This is a genomic window from Pseudoalteromonas sp. SR45-1, from assembly GCF_014163655.1.
Taxonomy (GTDB): domain Bacteria; phylum Pseudomonadota; class Gammaproteobacteria; order Enterobacterales; family Alteromonadaceae; genus Pseudoalteromonas; species Pseudoalteromonas distincta.
On record NZ_JACJDR010000003.1, the window covers coordinates 1 to 16,270 of the forward strand.

Sequence of the window (16,270 nt, forward strand, 5' to 3'; positions counted from 1 at the left end):
GGAATATAGGAATATAGGAATATAGGAATAAAAAAAAAGTGGTGGAGGGAGCTGGATTCGAACCAGCGAAGGCTGAGCCGTCAGATTTACAGTCTGATCCCTTTGGCCGCTCGGGAACCCCTCCACACTATTTTTGTTACATTTGGCCCCACTTAACTTAGCGGTAAGAAAAGTGGTGGAGGGAGCTGGATTCGAACCAGCGAAGGCTGAGCCGTCAGATTTACAGTCTGATCCCTTTGGCCGCTCGGGAACCCCTCCAATGCAACGGCGCTGATAATAGCAAATTGCGTATTTAAGTAAAGAAAAAAGCTAAAGAAAATTGAAATAAAGCCGATAAATATCTATCAGTTACCACAATCGACTAAAGACTATGCAATTAGATGATTTGTTAATCACAGAGAGTCAGTTAAACAGTAGGCTCAATAATAGTGTGCATGAAAATCGCCGTGGCGAATTTTCTCTATTATTAGCGATGCTGTCACATGACGCACTCGACTTTAGCCAATTTCATTTACCAAAAACTGAAATAGATAATTTAGTTATAGAAGAAGAGGCATTAAGAAAGCAATTTGGCGCAGGTCCAAAGCAACTTTTAGCCCCTGATGAATACAATATGTTGGTTGGACAGTTTAATGCATCATTAATATCTCAAGAAGGAGAGCGCTGCGGTCTGACAAGTATTAAGTTAAGACAGTGCTTAAAGCCTGAACCACTTGCGATTAGAAATGATGATAAGCATATTCCACTTAATATAATAGATAACTGTGAGCTTGCTGTCAGAAGAAGAATTAAAAGCGAACAAACACAACTTGCTAATCCTCCTATAGATGCAGCTGCTTTTTACGACAGCCTTAATAATGATGCAATACATCAACCACTTCAGCTTATTGCGGTGTGATATATGATTGTAATAATCATCAGTTAATATATGCTTTATAACGGGCCTGCTTTATATATTTGCTAATAATTGATTTAATGAAAAAAAAGCATCCAAAAATTAAATGCAATTGCTATAATGGCGTCAAATGGTATGACATGAAATGCCATTATCATTAAACCAAGGTAATTAGGAACGTAATGAAGAAAACATTCACGCTAAATCACGAGAAAATCAAATACCCTCGTATGGTTGATGCTGCAAAGCACGAAGTGAAAAAATATTTGAAAAGAGAGCGTAATAAAACGCTACCTGAAGATGCTGACTATTGGGCATTTGACTGTAAGTTTGGTAACACAGCTGAAGATGCGCAAGTTGTGCACGTTGCTGAATTAAGTAACCAAATTGGCGAAATTGAAAAGCAAGGTTTGACCTCTTTCTACGTAGAGATTTTAGCTCGACCTGCTCAACGTCAGCAATTAGATTTAGATGATGACGAATAATACTTAACTAAATTAAGTATTCAAAGTTATAAAATGAGCCCAAGTGGCTCATTTTTTGTTTTTATGCAATAAAGATTTACTAAAAAGCATTTTTATTAGTAATCAACTAAGTAGAACTCCTGTTAACTAACATTTGCATAACAAAATGTGATGCTATAGGCTGTTTTTAATTAAAAAAACAAAACATTTTTACTATGCCAATAAATTACTCTGACCATCAATTAAAACTAAGTTTAAAGAATTCTAAAGTACTTATAGTTGACGATCAGTTATTAAGCTTAATCGTATTAAAAAAAATATTATCTGGGCATTTTAATGTGACAACAGCTGGAAGTGGTGAAGAAGCAATTGAAATTTGTAATGTAAATGTACCCGATATAGTCCTACTCGATATTAATATGGGTGGAATGAGTGGTATTGATACATGTTTAAAATTAAAAAATAATACTGAAACACAGGATATCCCAGTTATTTTTGTTACATCCTTTGAAAACGAAGAAGAAGAGTGTTGGGAAGCCGGAGCTGTTGATTTTATTAAAAAGCCGATTATAAAAGAAACACTATTTAGAAGGGTTCGTGCCCATATAACGTTAAAATTACAACACGACTTACTCAATCAAAAAGTATTTTTAGATGATTTAACTAAAGTATTCAATCGCCGTTATTTTGATGCACATTTTTCTAAAATGGAACGAAGCGCCTTACGAGAAAAAGTTGACTATGCACTATTACTCATCGATATAGATTACTTTAAGCAATACAATGATATCTATGGTCATGTGCAGGGGGATACGGTGTTAAACCTAGTAGCACAAACTATTACTAATAGTTTGCAAAGGCCAACCGATTTTGTTGCGCGTTATGGCGGCGAAGAGTTTGTAGTTGTTCTACCGCATACAAGCACTGAAGGTGCAATTTGTGTTGCTGATAAAATTAAACAAAATGTGGCCGATTTAGGAATATTACACAAATATTCAGAATATGATTTTGTGACTATTAGTATTGGCGGTGCAACCCTACAACCATACGTAAATAACAAAAACACGTTGCAGATCGCAGATGAAAAAATGTATGAGTCTAAAATGCAAGGGCGTAACAAAGTGTGTTTTTAAGTTTAGTTAGCTAATAAATCACTCTGCCACTTAAAAACACCTTTTAGGTGATAAATATTAAATAAGATTATTTATTACATGCTATGACATTTTTTGTACTTTTTATTGCTACCGCATGGGCAGTCATCATTTCTGCCTACTTTAATATCTTCAACAGGATATATAGTGCCATCTAAATAACGCCATTGAGTGTTTTCTTTAGTAAACTGCGATTTTTCATGAAGCTCACAAAATAAGTTTTGATAAAAATATTGGGCTTTAAATTCTACAGTTCCAGTATCGCCATCATGGCTTGAGTCAATTAAATCAAGATTTATAAATCGACAGCTGTTAGCAAAATCATTGATTTCTTTAACCGGATTCTCAGCTTGTTTTTCTTTTGCGTAGGTTTGATAAACATATTTTGCATTTTTAATAACATAAGCGCTGAATCGTGAGCGCATAAGTTGTTCAGGAGTGTCAGCTTGCTTTACAAATAAGTGGAGCGGCTCGCAGCAATCGGCATAATTGTGCCCACTGCTGCAAAAACATAATGTGGTATTGAATGAAGTCATAATAATAATACAGAATCTAAAACATTAGTTTAACAAGCTTATTGAGCGAGTGGTATCTCTGTGGTTTGAGCGTTTTTAGTAAAACAGTATAGTTTTGTATTCGTTTTACTTAAATCGAACGATAGATTTGTAAGTAGTTGGTTATTAACTATATCGGTCCAGGTAATTACCGCTGCAAAGTTTCCATTATGTAACGCAGAATTTAATACATACTCTAAATTTACTAGGTGCTTCTGTCTAATAACAAGTAATTTGCTTGTATCAATAGAGCATGAGTCAAGTAAAGCTTTGCTAGGTACATGATCTGGCGCAATTAGTAACGTCCATGCATTAGAGCTATTGTATTGGTGTAATACTTTTAAAAGCTCAAAGGTCGCTGAAATTTCATCTTCAATTTGGATCAAATTTACGCAATCGCTTTGCTCGTCTTGTTGGTAACTTTTAACTGTTCTTACGGTAATAGGCTGTAACATAGTTTCACTCACTGGGTTTTTATACAGTATTCATATACAGTAGTTTATACAGTGCTTTCGTGCAAGCATTTTATGCTATTTATTTGTACAGTTATTCAGCCTTTGATCATTGTTTTTTATTTTTAAATCTATAATTCTTTATTAATCAACTTGTTATAGGCTTGTTTTTGAGGGGGTTGTTTTAAAATAAATTTTTGAGTAGTGTTTTCATTTGTGGGTTTTATACTGTGTAGGAGTATCTTTGTAACTATATACAGTATTTTTCAACACTGTATACAGTACTTATTACTTAGTTAGTTTATGTGTTTTCACTGGTGCGAGGGATCATATGAGAAAACTGGAGTTGGTGGATTTGTTCGTACAAACTTGCTGCATAACATTGAGCATCTTTAAATCGCTTAGTTTCGATATGTTTGCGTATATCTGTAACCGCTGCAGTGGCAGGTGCGTACCCTTGGCTACTCGCTAAGCTAAACCACGCTACAGCATGAAATACACTTTGTGGCACGCCTTCACCTTTTACAAAAAATAAACCTAAATAAAACTGTGCTCTATGGTTTCCTGCCATTGCAGCAAGGCGCATCCATTTTGCAGCCAATGGAGCTTGATTATTTTTTAAATAATATAGGGCTTTATTAATAGTACTTTGCTCATCTTTTTTATTATCAATGGGCGCGGGGCTGCTTTCTGGTTGAGTAACAAAACCTAAAATGTTGTCTAGCTGTTGCTCTAAGTCTTGCTCACAAGGTGTTGTTTTAAGCATATTGGTTCATTTATTATTTTAACTACTTTAACAGTTTAGTATATAGCAAGGTAAAATGTCCTGTAAAAGATAATTTTTATGTTAAAATCTCGTCACTTTTTACTATCACAAGTTTATTATGTTTGAAGCCTTATTTAAACTCAGCGAAAATAACTCAACAGTTAAACGCGAATGCGTTGCTGGCCTAACTACCTTTATCACTATGGTATACATTGTATTTGTAAACCCGGCTATGCTTGCTGAGGCAGGGATGGACCAAGGGGCTGCATTTGTAGCTACCTGTATAGCAGCTGCGATAGGCTGTTTTATAATGGGTTTGTGGGCTAATTATCCATTAGCATTAGCGCCTGGCATGGGACTAAATGCCTTTTTTACGTATGGCGTCGTATTAGGAATGGGTTATACCTGGCAAGCCGCATTAGGGGCTGTTTTTATGTCGGGTTGTATATTTTTATTTTTAAGCTTATTTAAAGTCAGAGAATGGATTATTAATGCCATACCTCTGGTGCTCAAGCGAGCTATCGCAACAGGTATAGGTGCTTTTTTAGCCTTAATTGCCCTTAAAAATGCAGGTATTATTGTCTCAAGCCCAGCAACACTAGTGCAATTGGGCGACATTACTTCCCCAGGCCCATTATTAGCTATATTAAGCTTTTTTGTAATTGCAGCGCTTTTATACCGCGATTTTAAAAGCGGTGTACTTATTAGTATTTTATTAGTGACAGGCATTGCACTAAGTTTAGGGCTAGTTGAATATCACGGTGTTATGGCTATGCCACCATCAATAATGCCTACTTTTATGCAATTAGATTTTGCCGCCGCTTTTGATATATCAATGATGAGTGTTATTTTTGCATTCTTGTTTGTCGATCTTTTTGATACTTCGGGTACATTAGTTGCAGTCACTCAAAAAGCTGGTTTAGCTGATGAAAAAGGTAACATGCCTCGTTTAGGACGCGCACTAAGTGCTGACAGCTCAGCAACAATTGCAGGTGCGATGCTAGGCACGTCTACGACTACATCGTATATAGAATCGGTTGCTGGTGTTTCTGTTGGCGGACGTACTGGCTTAACGGCTGTAGTTGTAGGTATTTGCTTTTTACTAATGATGTTTTTTGCACCGCTTGCACAAATGGTACCGGCTTATGCTACGGCAGGTGCTATTTTATATGTCGCTGTACTGATGTTACAAAATTTAAAGTTTGTAAATTGGGATGATATGACCGATGCAATTCCTGTTACTGTGGTATTACTAATGACACCATTAACGTTTTCGATTGCGCACGGTATTGCACTTGGTTTTATATCTTATACGGCGGTAAAAGTATTGTGTGGTAAGCAAGATCAAATTAGTATTAGTGTTTGGATATTAACAGCCTTGTTTGTTTTCAAGTTTGCATTTTTGTCTTAATGACTAACAAATAGACAAAAAAGCCTGCATAAATTTAATTTGTGCAGGCTTTTTTAATGCTTTTATAAAAGAATTACCATTTCTTTTTAGGAGCAAACAATATATCTAAGTCGTCTTGCTCTTCTTCTGTTTTCTTTTTAAGTGCGCTTGCATTAGAAGCCCGCAGTTCAACACTAATTGCTTCTAAGTAACCTTCAACTTCTTGGCGTTTTGTTGTTACATATTCATCGGTGTATGTAACTGCATTGAGCGTTGCCTGTGCTTTTTCAAAATACTGCCTTGCAGAGCCAACCATACTCGCTGAGCGGGCAGATAAGCCACGTTTTATTTGGCTTTCGATATTAATACGCAGTTGTAGTTTTTCAAGACGTTTATCTTCTAAAACAAAAACTTGGCTATCAATACGACCTTTATTATGTTCAGAGCGTAAAATTGAGCGTAATTTTTTAATACCTTGAATTAGGCCAACAAGCTGCTTGTCATTACTCGGTAGCGTTAGGGCTTCACTGCTGTTGTCTAGAACTGCATTGGTGAGGTGCGTTTTAGCCTCACCTAAGCGGCTTTTGAGTGCTTTGGATGTTGGCGAACTAGTAACCATCGTGTTTAATGCTTCGTAAATACGGCGTTGCAATACACGGATTATATTTTCAGAAAGAGGTATATTGGCACTATTCATTAGTGCTTCTTCTGTTTCTTCTATTATAGCTTTTTGTTTTGTTAGCTCTTTGCGGCGTTCCGCTTCTTGTTTTTCTTTGTGTTGTTGTACAGCACTTACCCAAAGTGCAATCACAATCAATGCAACTATAAGCACTATTATAATAGAAACGATCATGGTGTAATTCTCGGATATATAATCTAATTATTTAATCTTACATTAAATATACGTTAACAGGGTAGCTTTGCGCCGATTAACTTAAAAAATACACCAAAAAATTGATAGGTTGAGCTCTTTATAAACCGTAGTCACCCTAAGGGCTTATAAACTAAAGCTGAATAAACATCGCTACCTCAAGCATATTTATTATGCTAGCCTTGAGCTCTAATCAGATAATTGCACACCTAAAGACCTAAAGTGATATTTTACGTAAATAACACTTGGTTTTAAGCGGTATTGCCTTTATAAATAATATGAATAATAACGTTAAAATTTGCAGCCATGAAATTACAACAACTCAGATACATCGTAGAAGTACAAAATCATAAATTAAATGTTTCAGCGACTGCTGAGAGTTTATTTACCTCGCAGCCAGGAATTTCTAAACAAGTACGCATGTTAGAAGATGAGTTGGGTGTACAAATTTTTGGTCGCAGTGGTAAACATTTAACGCATGTAACCGGTGCTGGCGAAGATATAATTAATATTTCTCGTGAAATACTCTCCAAAGTAGAAGGTATTAAAGCCGTTGCTAATGAGCATACGCTACCTGATCAAGGTAAGTTGAATATTGCCACAACACATACCCAAGCTCGTTATGCTTTGCCTAACGTTATTCAAGGGTTTATGAAAAAATATCCTGCGGTATCGCTTCATATGCACCAAGGTACTCCACAGCAAATATCGGATGCTGCAGCACGCGGTGATGCCGACTTTGCTATTGCAACAGAAGCACTGCATTTGTATTCAGATTTAGTTATGCTGCCTTGCTACCATTGGAACCGTAGTATTGTTGTTGCTAAAGACCATCCGCTCGCTAAAAAGGCAAATAGTTTAACTGTTGCTGACATTGCCCAATATCCACTCATTACATATGTATTTGGTTTTACGGGCCGCTCAGAGTTAGATAAAGCGTTTAGCGCACACGGGCTTGAACCACACATTGTATTTACTGCAACCGATGCTGATGTTATAAAAACATACGTACGACTGGGTTTAGGAGTTGGTGTTGTCGCTTCAATGGCGATAGATCAAGTGAGCGATACCGATTTAGTGTGTATTGATGCAAGCCACTTATTTGAAGCAAGCACGACCAAAATTGGTTTTAGAAAGGGCAGCTTTTTACGTACTTACATGTATGATTTTATTGAGCGTTTTGCACCGCACTTAACTAAAGAGCGCGTAGAGCGAGCAAGCTTGTTACGTAACCAAGATGACGTAGATAAGTTATTTGCAGATATAGAGTTACCCGTTAAATAAGGTGATTGCATTGAACGAACAATAAAAAAGCTGTCTATTTTAAAATAGACAGCTTTTTCTCTTTATAGCGAGCTGATTAACATTCGATAATATTAACTGCTAATCCACCGCGAGCGGTTTCTTTGTATTTGGTTTTCATGTCGTTGCCGGTTTCAAGCATGGTTTTAATCACTTTATCAAGTGATACCTTTTGCTCGCCACTGCCACGAATAGCTAAACGTGAGGCATTAATTGCTTTAATCGCGCCCATTGCATTACGTTCAATACACGGCACTTGTACTAAGCCTCCAACAGGGTCGCACGTGAGGCCTAAATTATGTTCCATACCAATTTCTGCTGCGTTTTCTACTTGCACAACATTGCCACCAACAATTTCTGTTAATGCGCCTGCAGCCATTGAGCACGCAACGCCCACTTCACCTTGGCAACCTACTTCAGCACCCGATATAGAGGCATTCTTTTTATATAAAATACCAATAGCAGCAGCCGTTAATAAATAACGTGTGGCTATATCGCGGTCTACTTCTTTCACAAATGTGTGATAGTACATAAGCACAGCCGGTAAAATACCCGCAGCACCATTAGTTGGTGCGGTAACTACACGGCCACCTGCCGCATTTTCTTCGTTTACGGCAAGGGCAAATAAATCAACCCAGTCCATTGCACGAAGTGGGTCGTTACTGACCTCTATATTTAGTTTTAAGTATAGGCTTGGCGCACGGCGCTTTACTTTTAAGCCGCCAGGTAAAATACCTTCGGTACGCATACCACGCTCAATACAGGCCATCATTACTTTCCAGATATGAAACAGCGTGTCTTTTATTTCATCTTCAGTGCGCAGTGTTTTTTCGTTCTTCATCATCAAGCTTGAAACACTAAGCCCTGACTCTTTACACATCTCTAGTAGCTCTTTTGCGCTACTGAAAGGGAAAGGAGCTGGGTTTTCTTCTCTAATATCGAGGGCCGCCTGTTTTTCGTTTTCAAACTCTTCATCAGTAACAATAAAGCCACCGCCAATAGAGTAATATACTTTGCTGTAAACTTTTTCGTCGTTGTTTGAGGCGATAATTTCCATTGCATTAGAGTGCTTAGGCAGCGTTTTGCGACGATGAAAAACAATAGCGCCTTGTTTTGGAAACTTAGCTTTGTGTGTTTTGTTTAGATAAATAACCTGATCTTTTTCGATGGTGGCTAAAATGTCGTCGACTAAATCGGCATCTATAGTTTCAGGGTCATAACCGGCTAAACCAAGAATTACGGCTTTACCCGAGCCATGGCCAACACCTGTTTGACCCAAAGAGCCATAAAGCTCTACTTTAATATCGGTCACATTTGCTAATAATTGTTGTTCTTGTAGGTCATTAACAAATAAGCGTGATGCGCGCATTGGGCCAACGGTGTGTGATGACGAAGGGCCAATACCAATGCTAAACATATCAAATGCACTGATCATAATGTGTGTGTCTCTACTTTGTTTTATCAGCACGAAGCTGCTCTTTGAACGGTCGAGCATGATAACGTGGAATTGTGATTGTGTAACTACTAATAACGAAGATTTAAACTGGTAAGGCGAGTTGTTTTGTAAAGTTTTTTATAATGCTTGCTGTCGCACCCCAAAGTAAACCATGTGGCGTTTTAAAACCTTGCAAAATAACCGTTTTCCCAAATCGTTGAAAAGGTAAGGGTTGCCAATTAGCTTCGTTATTTAACTCAGTGACCGAGAGTAAAAAGCTCGCTTGTACTTCATTATAGTCATTTTCCCAGGTGGTGCCTTTATTAAGTAAACCCACATAGGGGCTAATACTAAAACCCGTTAATGTTGAATACTCAGGTAAGTGACCTATTACATTAACGTTGTTTTGGGCAATATTTAGCTCTTCTTTTAGTTCGCGAAGGGCTGTGGTGCGAAGGGTAATGTCGCTTACTTCAAACTTACCCCCTGGCAAACAAATCTCCCCAGGGTGATGGTGTAAATAAGTAGGGCGTTTACACAGTAAGATATGTGCATGATTATCTATATCAATAATTGGCAGCATAACAGCGCTAGCACGTTTTTTACGCGTGTCTTTTAACTGGTTTGGCGCAGCTGTAGGGCTTAACAGAAACCGCGCCATAATGTGTTCACTATTCAAAGCGACCTACTGTTTTAATAAAGGGAGGATTTTATTTACTTTATCGTAAGTTTCTTGATATTCCAATTCGACTTTAGAATCAGCTACTATTCCGCCACCTGCCCAGCAGTAAATTTGCGCTTTGTGGCACACCAAGGTACGAATAGTGATACTCGTATCCATATTTCCACATGCACTTAAATAACCAATTGAACCACAATAAATGCTGCGGCGATGTGGTTCTAGTTCTTCAATTATTTCCATCGCTCTAATTTTGGGCGCACCGGTGATTGAGCCACCCGGAAAAGCCGCTTTTAACTGATCGACCGCTGTTTTGCCTTCATCAAGTTCTGAGGTTACCGTGCTTACTAAATGATGCACTGCCGGAAAGCTTTCAATAGCAAAAAGGGAAGGGACGTGGACGCTGCCAGGTTTTGCCACTTTGCCTAAGTCGTTACGCAGTAAATCAACAATCATGACATTTTCAGCGCGATCCTTAGCTGATGCTGCGAGTATTTGGGCTTGGCGTTGATCCTCCAGCGCATCCGCTTTTCGCGGCAGAGTGCCTTTAATAGGTTTGGTTTCTACAACGTTATTATTTACAGATATAAAGCGCTCAGGGGAAATTGATAAAATTGCCCCTTGAGGGTGATTTATAAAGCTCGAAAATGGCGCTTTATTTGCCTCACGCAGTTTAATATAAGCCGCCCAAGGGGAGCCTTCAAACTGAGCGTTAAAGCGCTGCGCTAAATTAATTTGGTAACAATCGCCACTTTTTAGATACTCCTCAATTTGGGCAAACTTTGCAGCGTATTCCGTTTCGCTCATATTTGATTGCCAGTCGCTGTTTAGGGCAAAGGACTGCGTATTAACTTGGGAGTTAGCGTGTGTATTTAAGTATTGCTCATAAAGCGCTAATCGATCGGTGTTTGGCTGCGATACATAAAACCAGCTTTGTTGCTGCTTGTCGTAAAGAAGGGCATCTAAGTAAAGACCAATAGCCATTTGGGGAAGATTAATATCTTCAATAGCACGAGTGGGGATGTTTTCAATTGTACGCCCTAAGTCGTAGCCAAAGTAGCCAAGCCAGCCGCCGTTAAAGGGTAAATCGTAATCGGCTTTTGTTTTAGCAAGATGCGAAAGCTCATTATTCATAATTTCAAAGCAGTTATCACTACTTTCTATATTATTTAAAAAGCTTTTATTATTTTTTACTTCAAGGGTACTTTGCGGCTCAATAGCAACAATATCAAAACGGCTGTTTATATGATTACTATTTGCAGAATCTAATAGAATTGCATAAGGCAAATGTGAAAAATGCGCAAAAACGTCAATGCAGTTTTGTGTTATGCCTAATTTAATACAATTTTTTTTATTGTTTAGCATTTACTGCCCCTTTAAGAACTGGCTCGAAACGGGCTGGGAGGGTATCATAAGTCAAATTTTTTGGCAGCACTAAGCTGCAAAAAACAGTGCAAACCACCGTCACCGGTTTGATTTAGATTACGCGACAACGCGTAACGGTAACTTAAGGAACCACTATGAGTACAATTTGTCAGCAAGACTTTATTGATAGCATTGAAGATGCATTGCAATATATTTCGTTCTATCACCCACTTGATTTTGTTCAAGCACTCGAAAAAGCGTACAACAAAGAACAAAGTAAAGCGGCTAAAGACGCCATTGCACAAATTTTAATTAACTCACGCATGTCGGCTGAAGGCAAGCGTCCACTTTGCCAAGACACCGGTATTATTACCTGTTTTGTTAAAGTAGGTATGGATGTTAAGTGGGATAAAACAGATTTAACCGTTCAACAAATGGTTGATGAAGGTACTCGTCGTGCATATTTGAATCCAGATAACCCTTTACGTGCATCTATTGTTGCAGACCCTGCTGGTACGCGTAAAAATACTAAAGATAATACGCCTTCGGTTGTGCATATTGATTTAGTAGCGGGTGGAAAAGTAGAAGTAATGGTTGCGGCTAAAGGCGGCGGCTCTGAAAACAAAAGTAAAATGGTTATGTTAAACCCGTCAGATGATGTTGCTGCATGGGTAGAAAAAACACTACCAACAATGGGTGCTGGTTGGTGTCCGCCAGGCATGCTAGGTATAGGTATTGGTGGTACGGCTGAAAAAGCAGCAGTAATGGCTAAAGAGTCGTTAATGGATCCGGTTGATATCCATGAATTAATGGAACGCGGCGCAGAGACAACTGAAGAAAAACTGCGTTTAGAAATTTTTGACCGTGCTAATAAATTAGGTATTGGCGCACAAGGTTTAGGCGGTTTAACAACGGTTGTTGATGTTAAAATTAAAACAGCACCAACGCATGCAGCTTCAAAACCTGTAGTAATGATCCCAAATTGTGCGGCAACTCGCCATGTACATTTTACGCTTGACGGTTCTGGCCCTGCTAATTTAAAAGCACCTAAACTAGAAGATTGGCCACAAGTAACATTTGAAGTGGGCGAAGGCACACGTCGTGTTGATTTAAATACACTGACTAAAAAAGATGTTCAAGAATGGAAAATGGGTGAAACCGTTTTACTTTCGGGCACTATTTTAACAGGTCGTGATGCAGCGCATAAACGTTTGCAAGATATGATCAACTCAGGTGAAGGTTTACCTGAGGGCGTAGACTTTGATAATAAATTTATTTATTACGTAGGCCCAGTGGATGCGGTACGCGATGAAGCAGTAGGTCCTGCTGGCCCTACAACAGCCACTCGCATGGATAAATTTACCGATATGATGCTAGAAAAAACAGGCATTGTAGGCATGATTGGCAAAGCTGAACGTGGCCCTGCAACGGTTGAGTCTATTAAAGAGCATAAATCTGTTTATTTGATGGCTGTAGGCGGCGCAGCTTACTTAGTATCTAAAGCGATTAAAAAAGCGCGTGTTGTAGCTTTTGAAGATTTAGGTATGGAAGCTATTTACGAATTTGAAGTAGAAGATATGCCAGTGACTGTTGCAGTAGACAGTGAAGGCGCCAATGCGCATACACAAGGCCCTGCTATCTGGAAAGCTAAAATTGAAGAGCTTGATAGCAAGCTAAAATAACGTACGTTTTGTATTTTTAAAAAGCGAGCCTAGTGCTCGCTTTTTTGTTTTTTAAATAGAGTTATTAGCAAGTTTACAGCTCTGACCAGTTTGCGAAAAAGCTTACTTTTTACTGGAAACCTATAGGCAGCGGTACGTAGCGGCCAGGTAGCACTTGTATATTAAACTTTACATGCAACAATTGTATTACGTTCACGTAAACGTAAGTCGGTGTGGTTCTTATATTTATAGTAATTAAAACTTAAAAATGACGGTTTTGTAAATTTTTTATCTATATAAAAGTTTTAATTAGGTTATTTAATTTAAGCTTGATGTTTTCATTGGTTTTATCATCTGTGAGTATAGCGAACACGTATATGAAGTGATAAAGTCTCGGCAATTTCCAGCGCGCATACCCTCTCACGGGTTAACTATTTCGGAGTATTTTAAGTGGCTGTGTTTAATCGAGTTGAATTTGATAACCATGAACAAGTGGTTTTTTGTTCTGATGAAGAGTCGGGTTTAAAAGCAATTATTGCTGTACATAATACCAACCTAGGTCCTGCAGTTGGCGGATGTAGAATGTGGGATTATGCAAACGACGAAGATGCTGTTTATGACGTGCTACGTTTATCAAAGGGCATGACTTATAAAAATGCAGTTGCGCGCTTACCCTTTGGTGGTGGTAAATCTGTAATTATAGGTAACGCGAAAGAAATTAAATCTGAGCAATTATTCCGTGCATTTGGCCGCCAGTTAGAGCGATTAAATGGCAGCTATTACTCAGCAGAAGATGTAAACATCACATGTGCTGATGTAGCTATCATGAATAAAGAAACTAATTACGTACTGGGCCTTGAAGGTAAAAGCGGTAACCCATCGCCATTTACAGCATACGGTACGTTTTTAGGAATTAAAGCAGCGCTACAGCATCAACGTGGCCATCAAAATTTTGCAGGTGTGAAAGTGGCTGTTCAAGGTTTAGGTGCTGTTGCTTATGGTTTATGTAAACATTTACATGATGCGGGCGCTGAGTTGTTTGTAACTGATATTAACCAAGCCGCCATTGATCGTGTAGTAAGTGATTTTGGCGCAACTGCGGTTGGCATTGATGACATTTACGACTTAGATGTTGATGTTTATGCACCGTGTGCACTAGGCGCAACTATTAACGATTTAACTATACCGCGTTTAAAAGCGACTATTATTGCAGGCTGTGCTAATAATCAGCTGGCAGAATCTCGCCATGGTGAAGTTATTCGTGAAAAAGGCATTTTATATGCACCAGATTACGTAATTAACGCCGGTGGTATTATTAATGTTTATTACGAAACAGCGCCAGATGGTTACAGTGCAGCAGCGTCTAATAAACATGTTGAAGGTATTTTTAATACGTTAACTGAAATCTTTGCCCGTAGCGAAAAAGAGCAAAAATCAACGCATTTAATTGCTGACGAATTAGCGCAAGAGATCATTAAAAACGGTCTGTGATCTAAGTTCTAATTTATATAAGGGTGTGCAATTGCACACCTTTTGTTTATCTGTAAGTTAATGCAATTGTTACTGAACAGCGGTACACTTTATTTTTAATTTTGTGCGGCAAATTATGACTCCCTCAACTTCTCTCATGCAGCCTATCGATTTAGATAATTGGCCTAGAAAGCAACACTTTGAATTATTTAAACACTTTTCTCAGCCTTATTTTAATGTGTGTGTGCGTTTAGATGCTCAAGCACTTTACGACTATTGCAAAACCAATCAATTTTCTTTTTTTCAAGCATATGTATATTGCACCTTAAAAGCGTGCCATGAGTACGATTCAATAATGCTACGTATAATAGATAGTAGGCCATGGTTACTTAATAGTGTTCGCGCAAGTGTGGTTGAGTTGTCTGAAAACGATACGTTTGTTTTTAGTTATTTTAATAGCGCAAGCGATTTTAAAGAGTTTGCAAATCATGCAAGTGACGTAAGCAAAAAAGCGAAACAACAGCCGTTATTTTCTGATGCATTTGCCCAAACAGAAGGGCAGGCCGACTTAATTCATATATCTGTTTTGCCGTGGCTGAATTTTAGTTCGTTTTCGCATGCATTTAGTGAAGGGGAGAGTTTAGGCATTCCTAAATTTGTATTTGGTCAGTTTGATAAACACACAGGTACAATGCCTTTAGCTATCGATGTACACCACTCATTAATGGATGGTTTGCACGTAGCGAAATTTATAAACACATTGCAGGGTACATTTGACTCCTTTTGCAAAGGTTAACTTAAACACGTCATTTAACGGCAGTGCAAAGCAGTAAACAATTTATAAGTAATCTATAAGTAATCTATAAGCAATGCGATGTGAATTACTTTTTATTCAAATACATAACCTTATATGCTTGAAAAGCACGTGTGCTGGACATATTTATATACCATACCTTAGCTCAGGAAATCCCCATGATAAATGGACTGTTAATTGTTGTTTTAATTCTTTTTGTGGTGATTTTCTGGCGTTGGCCATCAATTCAAAACCGATTATGGCGCAGTAAATATAAAGACTTTGCTTTAAATTCGCAGCAAAAAGATATTTTACTGCGTTGCATGCCCATCTATAAAAAAATGACCGACGCTGACAGAGAAAAGTTAGAGCGACATATTACGTGGTTTTTAAACGAAAAACGCTTTGTCGGTTGTGATGGCTTAAGGCTAACGTCTGCAATGAAGTTAATTGTAGCCGCCGATGCGTGTGTATTAGTGCTTAATAAACCGTGGCCGTTATATAGAAATGTAAAAGAAATTTTATTATACCCAAGTGCTTATTATGCTCCGCAATCAACTCGCGATAGTGCAGGACTTGTGAGTTACCACAATACGGTAAGACTAGGCGAGTCATGGCCTGGCGGCACACTTGTACTCAGTTGGCATGACGTGCTTGAGGGTAACCGCTTGCCAAGTGATGGACATAATTTAGTTTTTCATGAGTTTGCGCATCAACTCGATCAAGAAACAGGTAAAACAACGGGCACACCCATTTTAAAAAGCTCAGCAGATTACAAAGAGTGGGGCCGAGTATTTAGCCGTGCTTTCACCCAGTTAAAAAGTCACGTTGCTTATAGCATGCCGCATGTTATTCACAGCTATGGTGCGACTAACGAAGCTGAGTTTTTTGCTGTACTCACCGAAACCTTCCTCGAAAAACCCGCAGAGCTTCGCCGATACGATCCTGAAATTTACAGTATGTTAGTTAATTACTATCAATTTGACCCTATTGTTTGGCATTAAACCTACATAAACCGCGCT

At 38.4% G+C, this 16,270-nt stretch carries 16 protein-coding genes and 2 tRNA genes; 9 read left to right on the forward strand and 9 right to left on the reverse strand.

Annotated elements, in window-relative coordinates; translation table 11 throughout:
* Positions 1-39: 39 nt before the first annotated feature.
* Both H5089_RS04210 and H5089_RS04215 read right to left on the reverse strand, forming a co-directional pair.
* A tRNA-Tyr gene (locus H5089_RS04210) sits at positions 40-124 on the reverse strand.
* A gap of 49 nt (positions 125-173) precedes the next feature.
* A tRNA-Tyr gene (locus tag H5089_RS04215) sits at positions 174-258 on the reverse strand.
* A gap of 112 nt (positions 259-370) precedes the next feature.
* On the opposite strand from H5089_RS04215, the gene H5089_RS04220 reads away from it, so the two are divergent.
* From H5089_RS04220 to H5089_RS04230, 3 genes are all read left to right on the forward strand, one after another.
* On the forward strand, positions 371-898 hold the full coding sequence (locus H5089_RS04220; RefSeq protein WP_182711546.1) for a VC2046/SO_2500 family protein: 528 nt from the start codon (positions 371-373) through the stop codon (positions 896-898).
* Positions 899-1,077: 179 nt separating this feature from the next.
* The gene (locus H5089_RS04225; protein WP_002961433.1) at positions 1,078-1,380 is read left to right on the forward strand and encodes a DUF6172 family protein; all 303 of its coding nucleotides are present in this window, start codon (positions 1,078-1,080) and stop codon (positions 1,378-1,380) included.
* 194 nt (positions 1,381-1,574) lie between these two features.
* On the forward strand, positions 1,575-2,492 hold the full coding sequence (locus H5089_RS04230) for a diguanylate cyclase (protein ID WP_182711547.1): 918 nt from the start codon (positions 1,575-1,577) through the stop codon (positions 2,490-2,492).
* A 74-nt stretch (positions 2,493-2,566) separates the two neighbouring features.
* On the opposite strand, the gene H5089_RS04235 is transcribed toward H5089_RS04230, so the two are convergent.
* The 3 genes from H5089_RS04235 to H5089_RS04245 form a co-directional block, all read right to left on the reverse strand.
* Positions 2,567-3,046: a YchJ family protein gene (locus H5089_RS04235; RefSeq protein ID WP_182711548.1), complete on the reverse strand. Its 480-nt coding sequence runs from the start codon at positions 3,044-3,046 to the stop codon at positions 2,567-2,569.
* Between the two features lie 38 nt (positions 3,047-3,084).
* Positions 3,085-3,519, reverse strand: coding sequence for a SulA-like leucine-rich domain-containing protein (locus H5089_RS04240; protein WP_002961428.1), 435 nt, complete (start codon positions 3,517-3,519; stop codon positions 3,085-3,087).
* Positions 3,520-3,817: 298 nt separating this feature from the next.
* Positions 3,818-4,282 (reverse strand): tetratricopeptide repeat protein, encoded by a 465-nt coding sequence (locus tag H5089_RS04245; RefSeq protein WP_182711549.1) that lies wholly within the window; start codon positions 4,280-4,282, stop codon positions 3,818-3,820.
* 118 nt (positions 4,283-4,400) lie between these two features.
* Between H5089_RS04245 and H5089_RS04250 the strand changes: the two genes are divergently transcribed.
* A complete protein-coding gene (locus tag H5089_RS04250; RefSeq protein WP_002961426.1) occupies positions 4,401-5,693 on the forward strand; it encodes an NCS2 family permease in 1,293 nt (430 codons plus the stop codon).
* A 73-nt stretch (positions 5,694-5,766) separates the two neighbouring features.
* Here the strand turns inward: H5089_RS04250 and H5089_RS04255 are convergent, their stop codons facing one another.
* Entirely contained in the window at positions 5,767-6,525 is a 759-nt protein-coding gene (locus H5089_RS04255; RefSeq protein WP_024594743.1) for a hypothetical protein, read from the reverse strand.
* A gap of 324 nt (positions 6,526-6,849) precedes the next feature.
* Between H5089_RS04255 and cysB the strand changes: the two genes are divergently transcribed.
* On the forward strand, positions 6,850-7,827 hold the full coding sequence (gene cysB / locus H5089_RS04260; RefSeq protein ID WP_002961670.1) for an HTH-type transcriptional regulator CysB: 978 nt from the start codon (positions 6,850-6,852) through the stop codon (positions 7,825-7,827).
* 76 nt (positions 7,828-7,903) lie between these two features.
* Here the strand turns inward: cysB and H5089_RS04265 are convergent, their stop codons facing one another.
* The 3 genes from H5089_RS04265 to pabB all read right to left on the reverse strand — a co-directional run bounded on the left by H5089_RS04265 (position 7,904) and on the right by pabB (position 11,324).
* Positions 7,904-9,280, reverse strand: a complete 1,377-nt coding sequence (locus tag H5089_RS04265; protein ID WP_182711677.1) for an L-serine ammonia-lyase — start codon at positions 9,278-9,280, stop codon at positions 7,904-7,906.
* A gap of 103 nt (positions 9,281-9,383) precedes the next feature.
* Positions 9,384-9,959: a CoA pyrophosphatase gene (locus H5089_RS04270; RefSeq protein WP_008135585.1), complete on the reverse strand. Its 576-nt coding sequence runs from the start codon at positions 9,957-9,959 to the stop codon at positions 9,384-9,386.
* A gap of 6 nt (positions 9,960-9,965) precedes the next feature.
* Positions 9,966-11,324 (reverse strand): aminodeoxychorismate synthase component I, encoded by a 1,359-nt coding sequence (gene pabB, locus H5089_RS04275; RefSeq protein WP_182711550.1) that lies wholly within the window; start codon positions 11,322-11,324, stop codon positions 9,966-9,968.
* 155 nt (positions 11,325-11,479) lie between these two features.
* On the opposite strand from pabB, the gene H5089_RS04280 reads away from it, so the two are divergent.
* From H5089_RS04280 to H5089_RS04295, 4 genes are all read left to right on the forward strand, one after another.
* Entirely contained in the window at positions 11,480-13,006 is a 1,527-nt protein-coding gene (locus H5089_RS04280) for a fumarate hydratase (RefSeq protein ID WP_007375888.1), read from the forward strand.
* Positions 13,007-13,435: 429 nt separating this feature from the next.
* Positions 13,436-14,476, forward strand: coding sequence for a Glu/Leu/Phe/Val dehydrogenase (locus H5089_RS04285; protein ID WP_002961676.1), 1,041 nt, complete (start codon positions 13,436-13,438; stop codon positions 14,474-14,476).
* Between the two features lie 136 nt (positions 14,477-14,612).
* A complete protein-coding gene (locus tag H5089_RS04290; RefSeq protein ID WP_182711678.1) occupies positions 14,613-15,251 on the forward strand; it encodes a chloramphenicol acetyltransferase in 639 nt (212 codons plus the stop codon).
* A 176-nt stretch (positions 15,252-15,427) separates the two neighbouring features.
* On the forward strand, positions 15,428-16,252 hold the full coding sequence (locus tag H5089_RS04295) for a M90 family metallopeptidase (RefSeq protein ID WP_002961680.1): 825 nt from the start codon (positions 15,428-15,430) through the stop codon (positions 16,250-16,252).
* The last annotated feature ends 18 nt before the right edge of the window (positions 16,253-16,270 follow it).

Coding starts and splice junctions, on each gene's coding strand:
- cysB (WP_002961670.1), top strand. CDS start 6,850: ATGAAATTACAACAACTCAGATACATCGTAGAAGTACAAAATCATAAA.
- H5089_RS04280 (WP_007375888.1), top strand. CDS start 11,480: ATGAGTACAATTTGTCAGCAAGACTTTATTGATAGCATTGAAGATGCA.
- H5089_RS04245 (WP_182711549.1), bottom strand. CDS start 4,282: ATGCTTAAAACAACACCTTGTGAGCAAGACTTAGAGCAACAGCTAGAC.
- H5089_RS04255 (WP_024594743.1), bottom strand. CDS start 6,525: ATGATCGTTTCTATTATAATAGTGCTTATAGTTGCATTGATTGTGATT.
- H5089_RS04290 (WP_182711678.1), top strand. CDS start 14,613: ATGCAGCCTATCGATTTAGATAATTGGCCTAGAAAGCAACACTTTGAA.
- H5089_RS04230 (WP_182711547.1), top strand. CDS start 1,575: ATGCCAATAAATTACTCTGACCATCAATTAAAACTAAGTTTAAAGAAT.
- H5089_RS04220 (WP_182711546.1), top strand. CDS start 371: ATGCAATTAGATGATTTGTTAATCACAGAGAGTCAGTTAAACAGTAGG.
- H5089_RS04295 (WP_002961680.1), top strand. CDS start 15,428: ATGATAAATGGACTGTTAATTGTTGTTTTAATTCTTTTTGTGGTGATT.
- H5089_RS04265 (WP_182711677.1), bottom strand. CDS start 9,280: ATGATCAGTGCATTTGATATGTTTAGCATTGGTATTGGCCCTTCGTCA.
- H5089_RS04250 (WP_002961426.1), top strand. CDS start 4,401: ATGTTTGAAGCCTTATTTAAACTCAGCGAAAATAACTCAACAGTTAAA.
- H5089_RS04240 (WP_002961428.1), bottom strand. CDS start 3,519: ATGTTACAGCCTATTACCGTAAGAACAGTTAAAAGTTACCAACAAGAC.
- H5089_RS04235 (WP_182711548.1), bottom strand. CDS start 3,046: ATGACTTCATTCAATACCACATTATGTTTTTGCAGCAGTGGGCACAAT.
- H5089_RS04225 (WP_002961433.1), top strand. CDS start 1,078: ATGAAGAAAACATTCACGCTAAATCACGAGAAAATCAAATACCCTCGT.
- pabB (WP_182711550.1), bottom strand. CDS start 11,324: ATGCTAAACAATAAAAAAAATTGTATTAAATTAGGCATAACACAAAAC.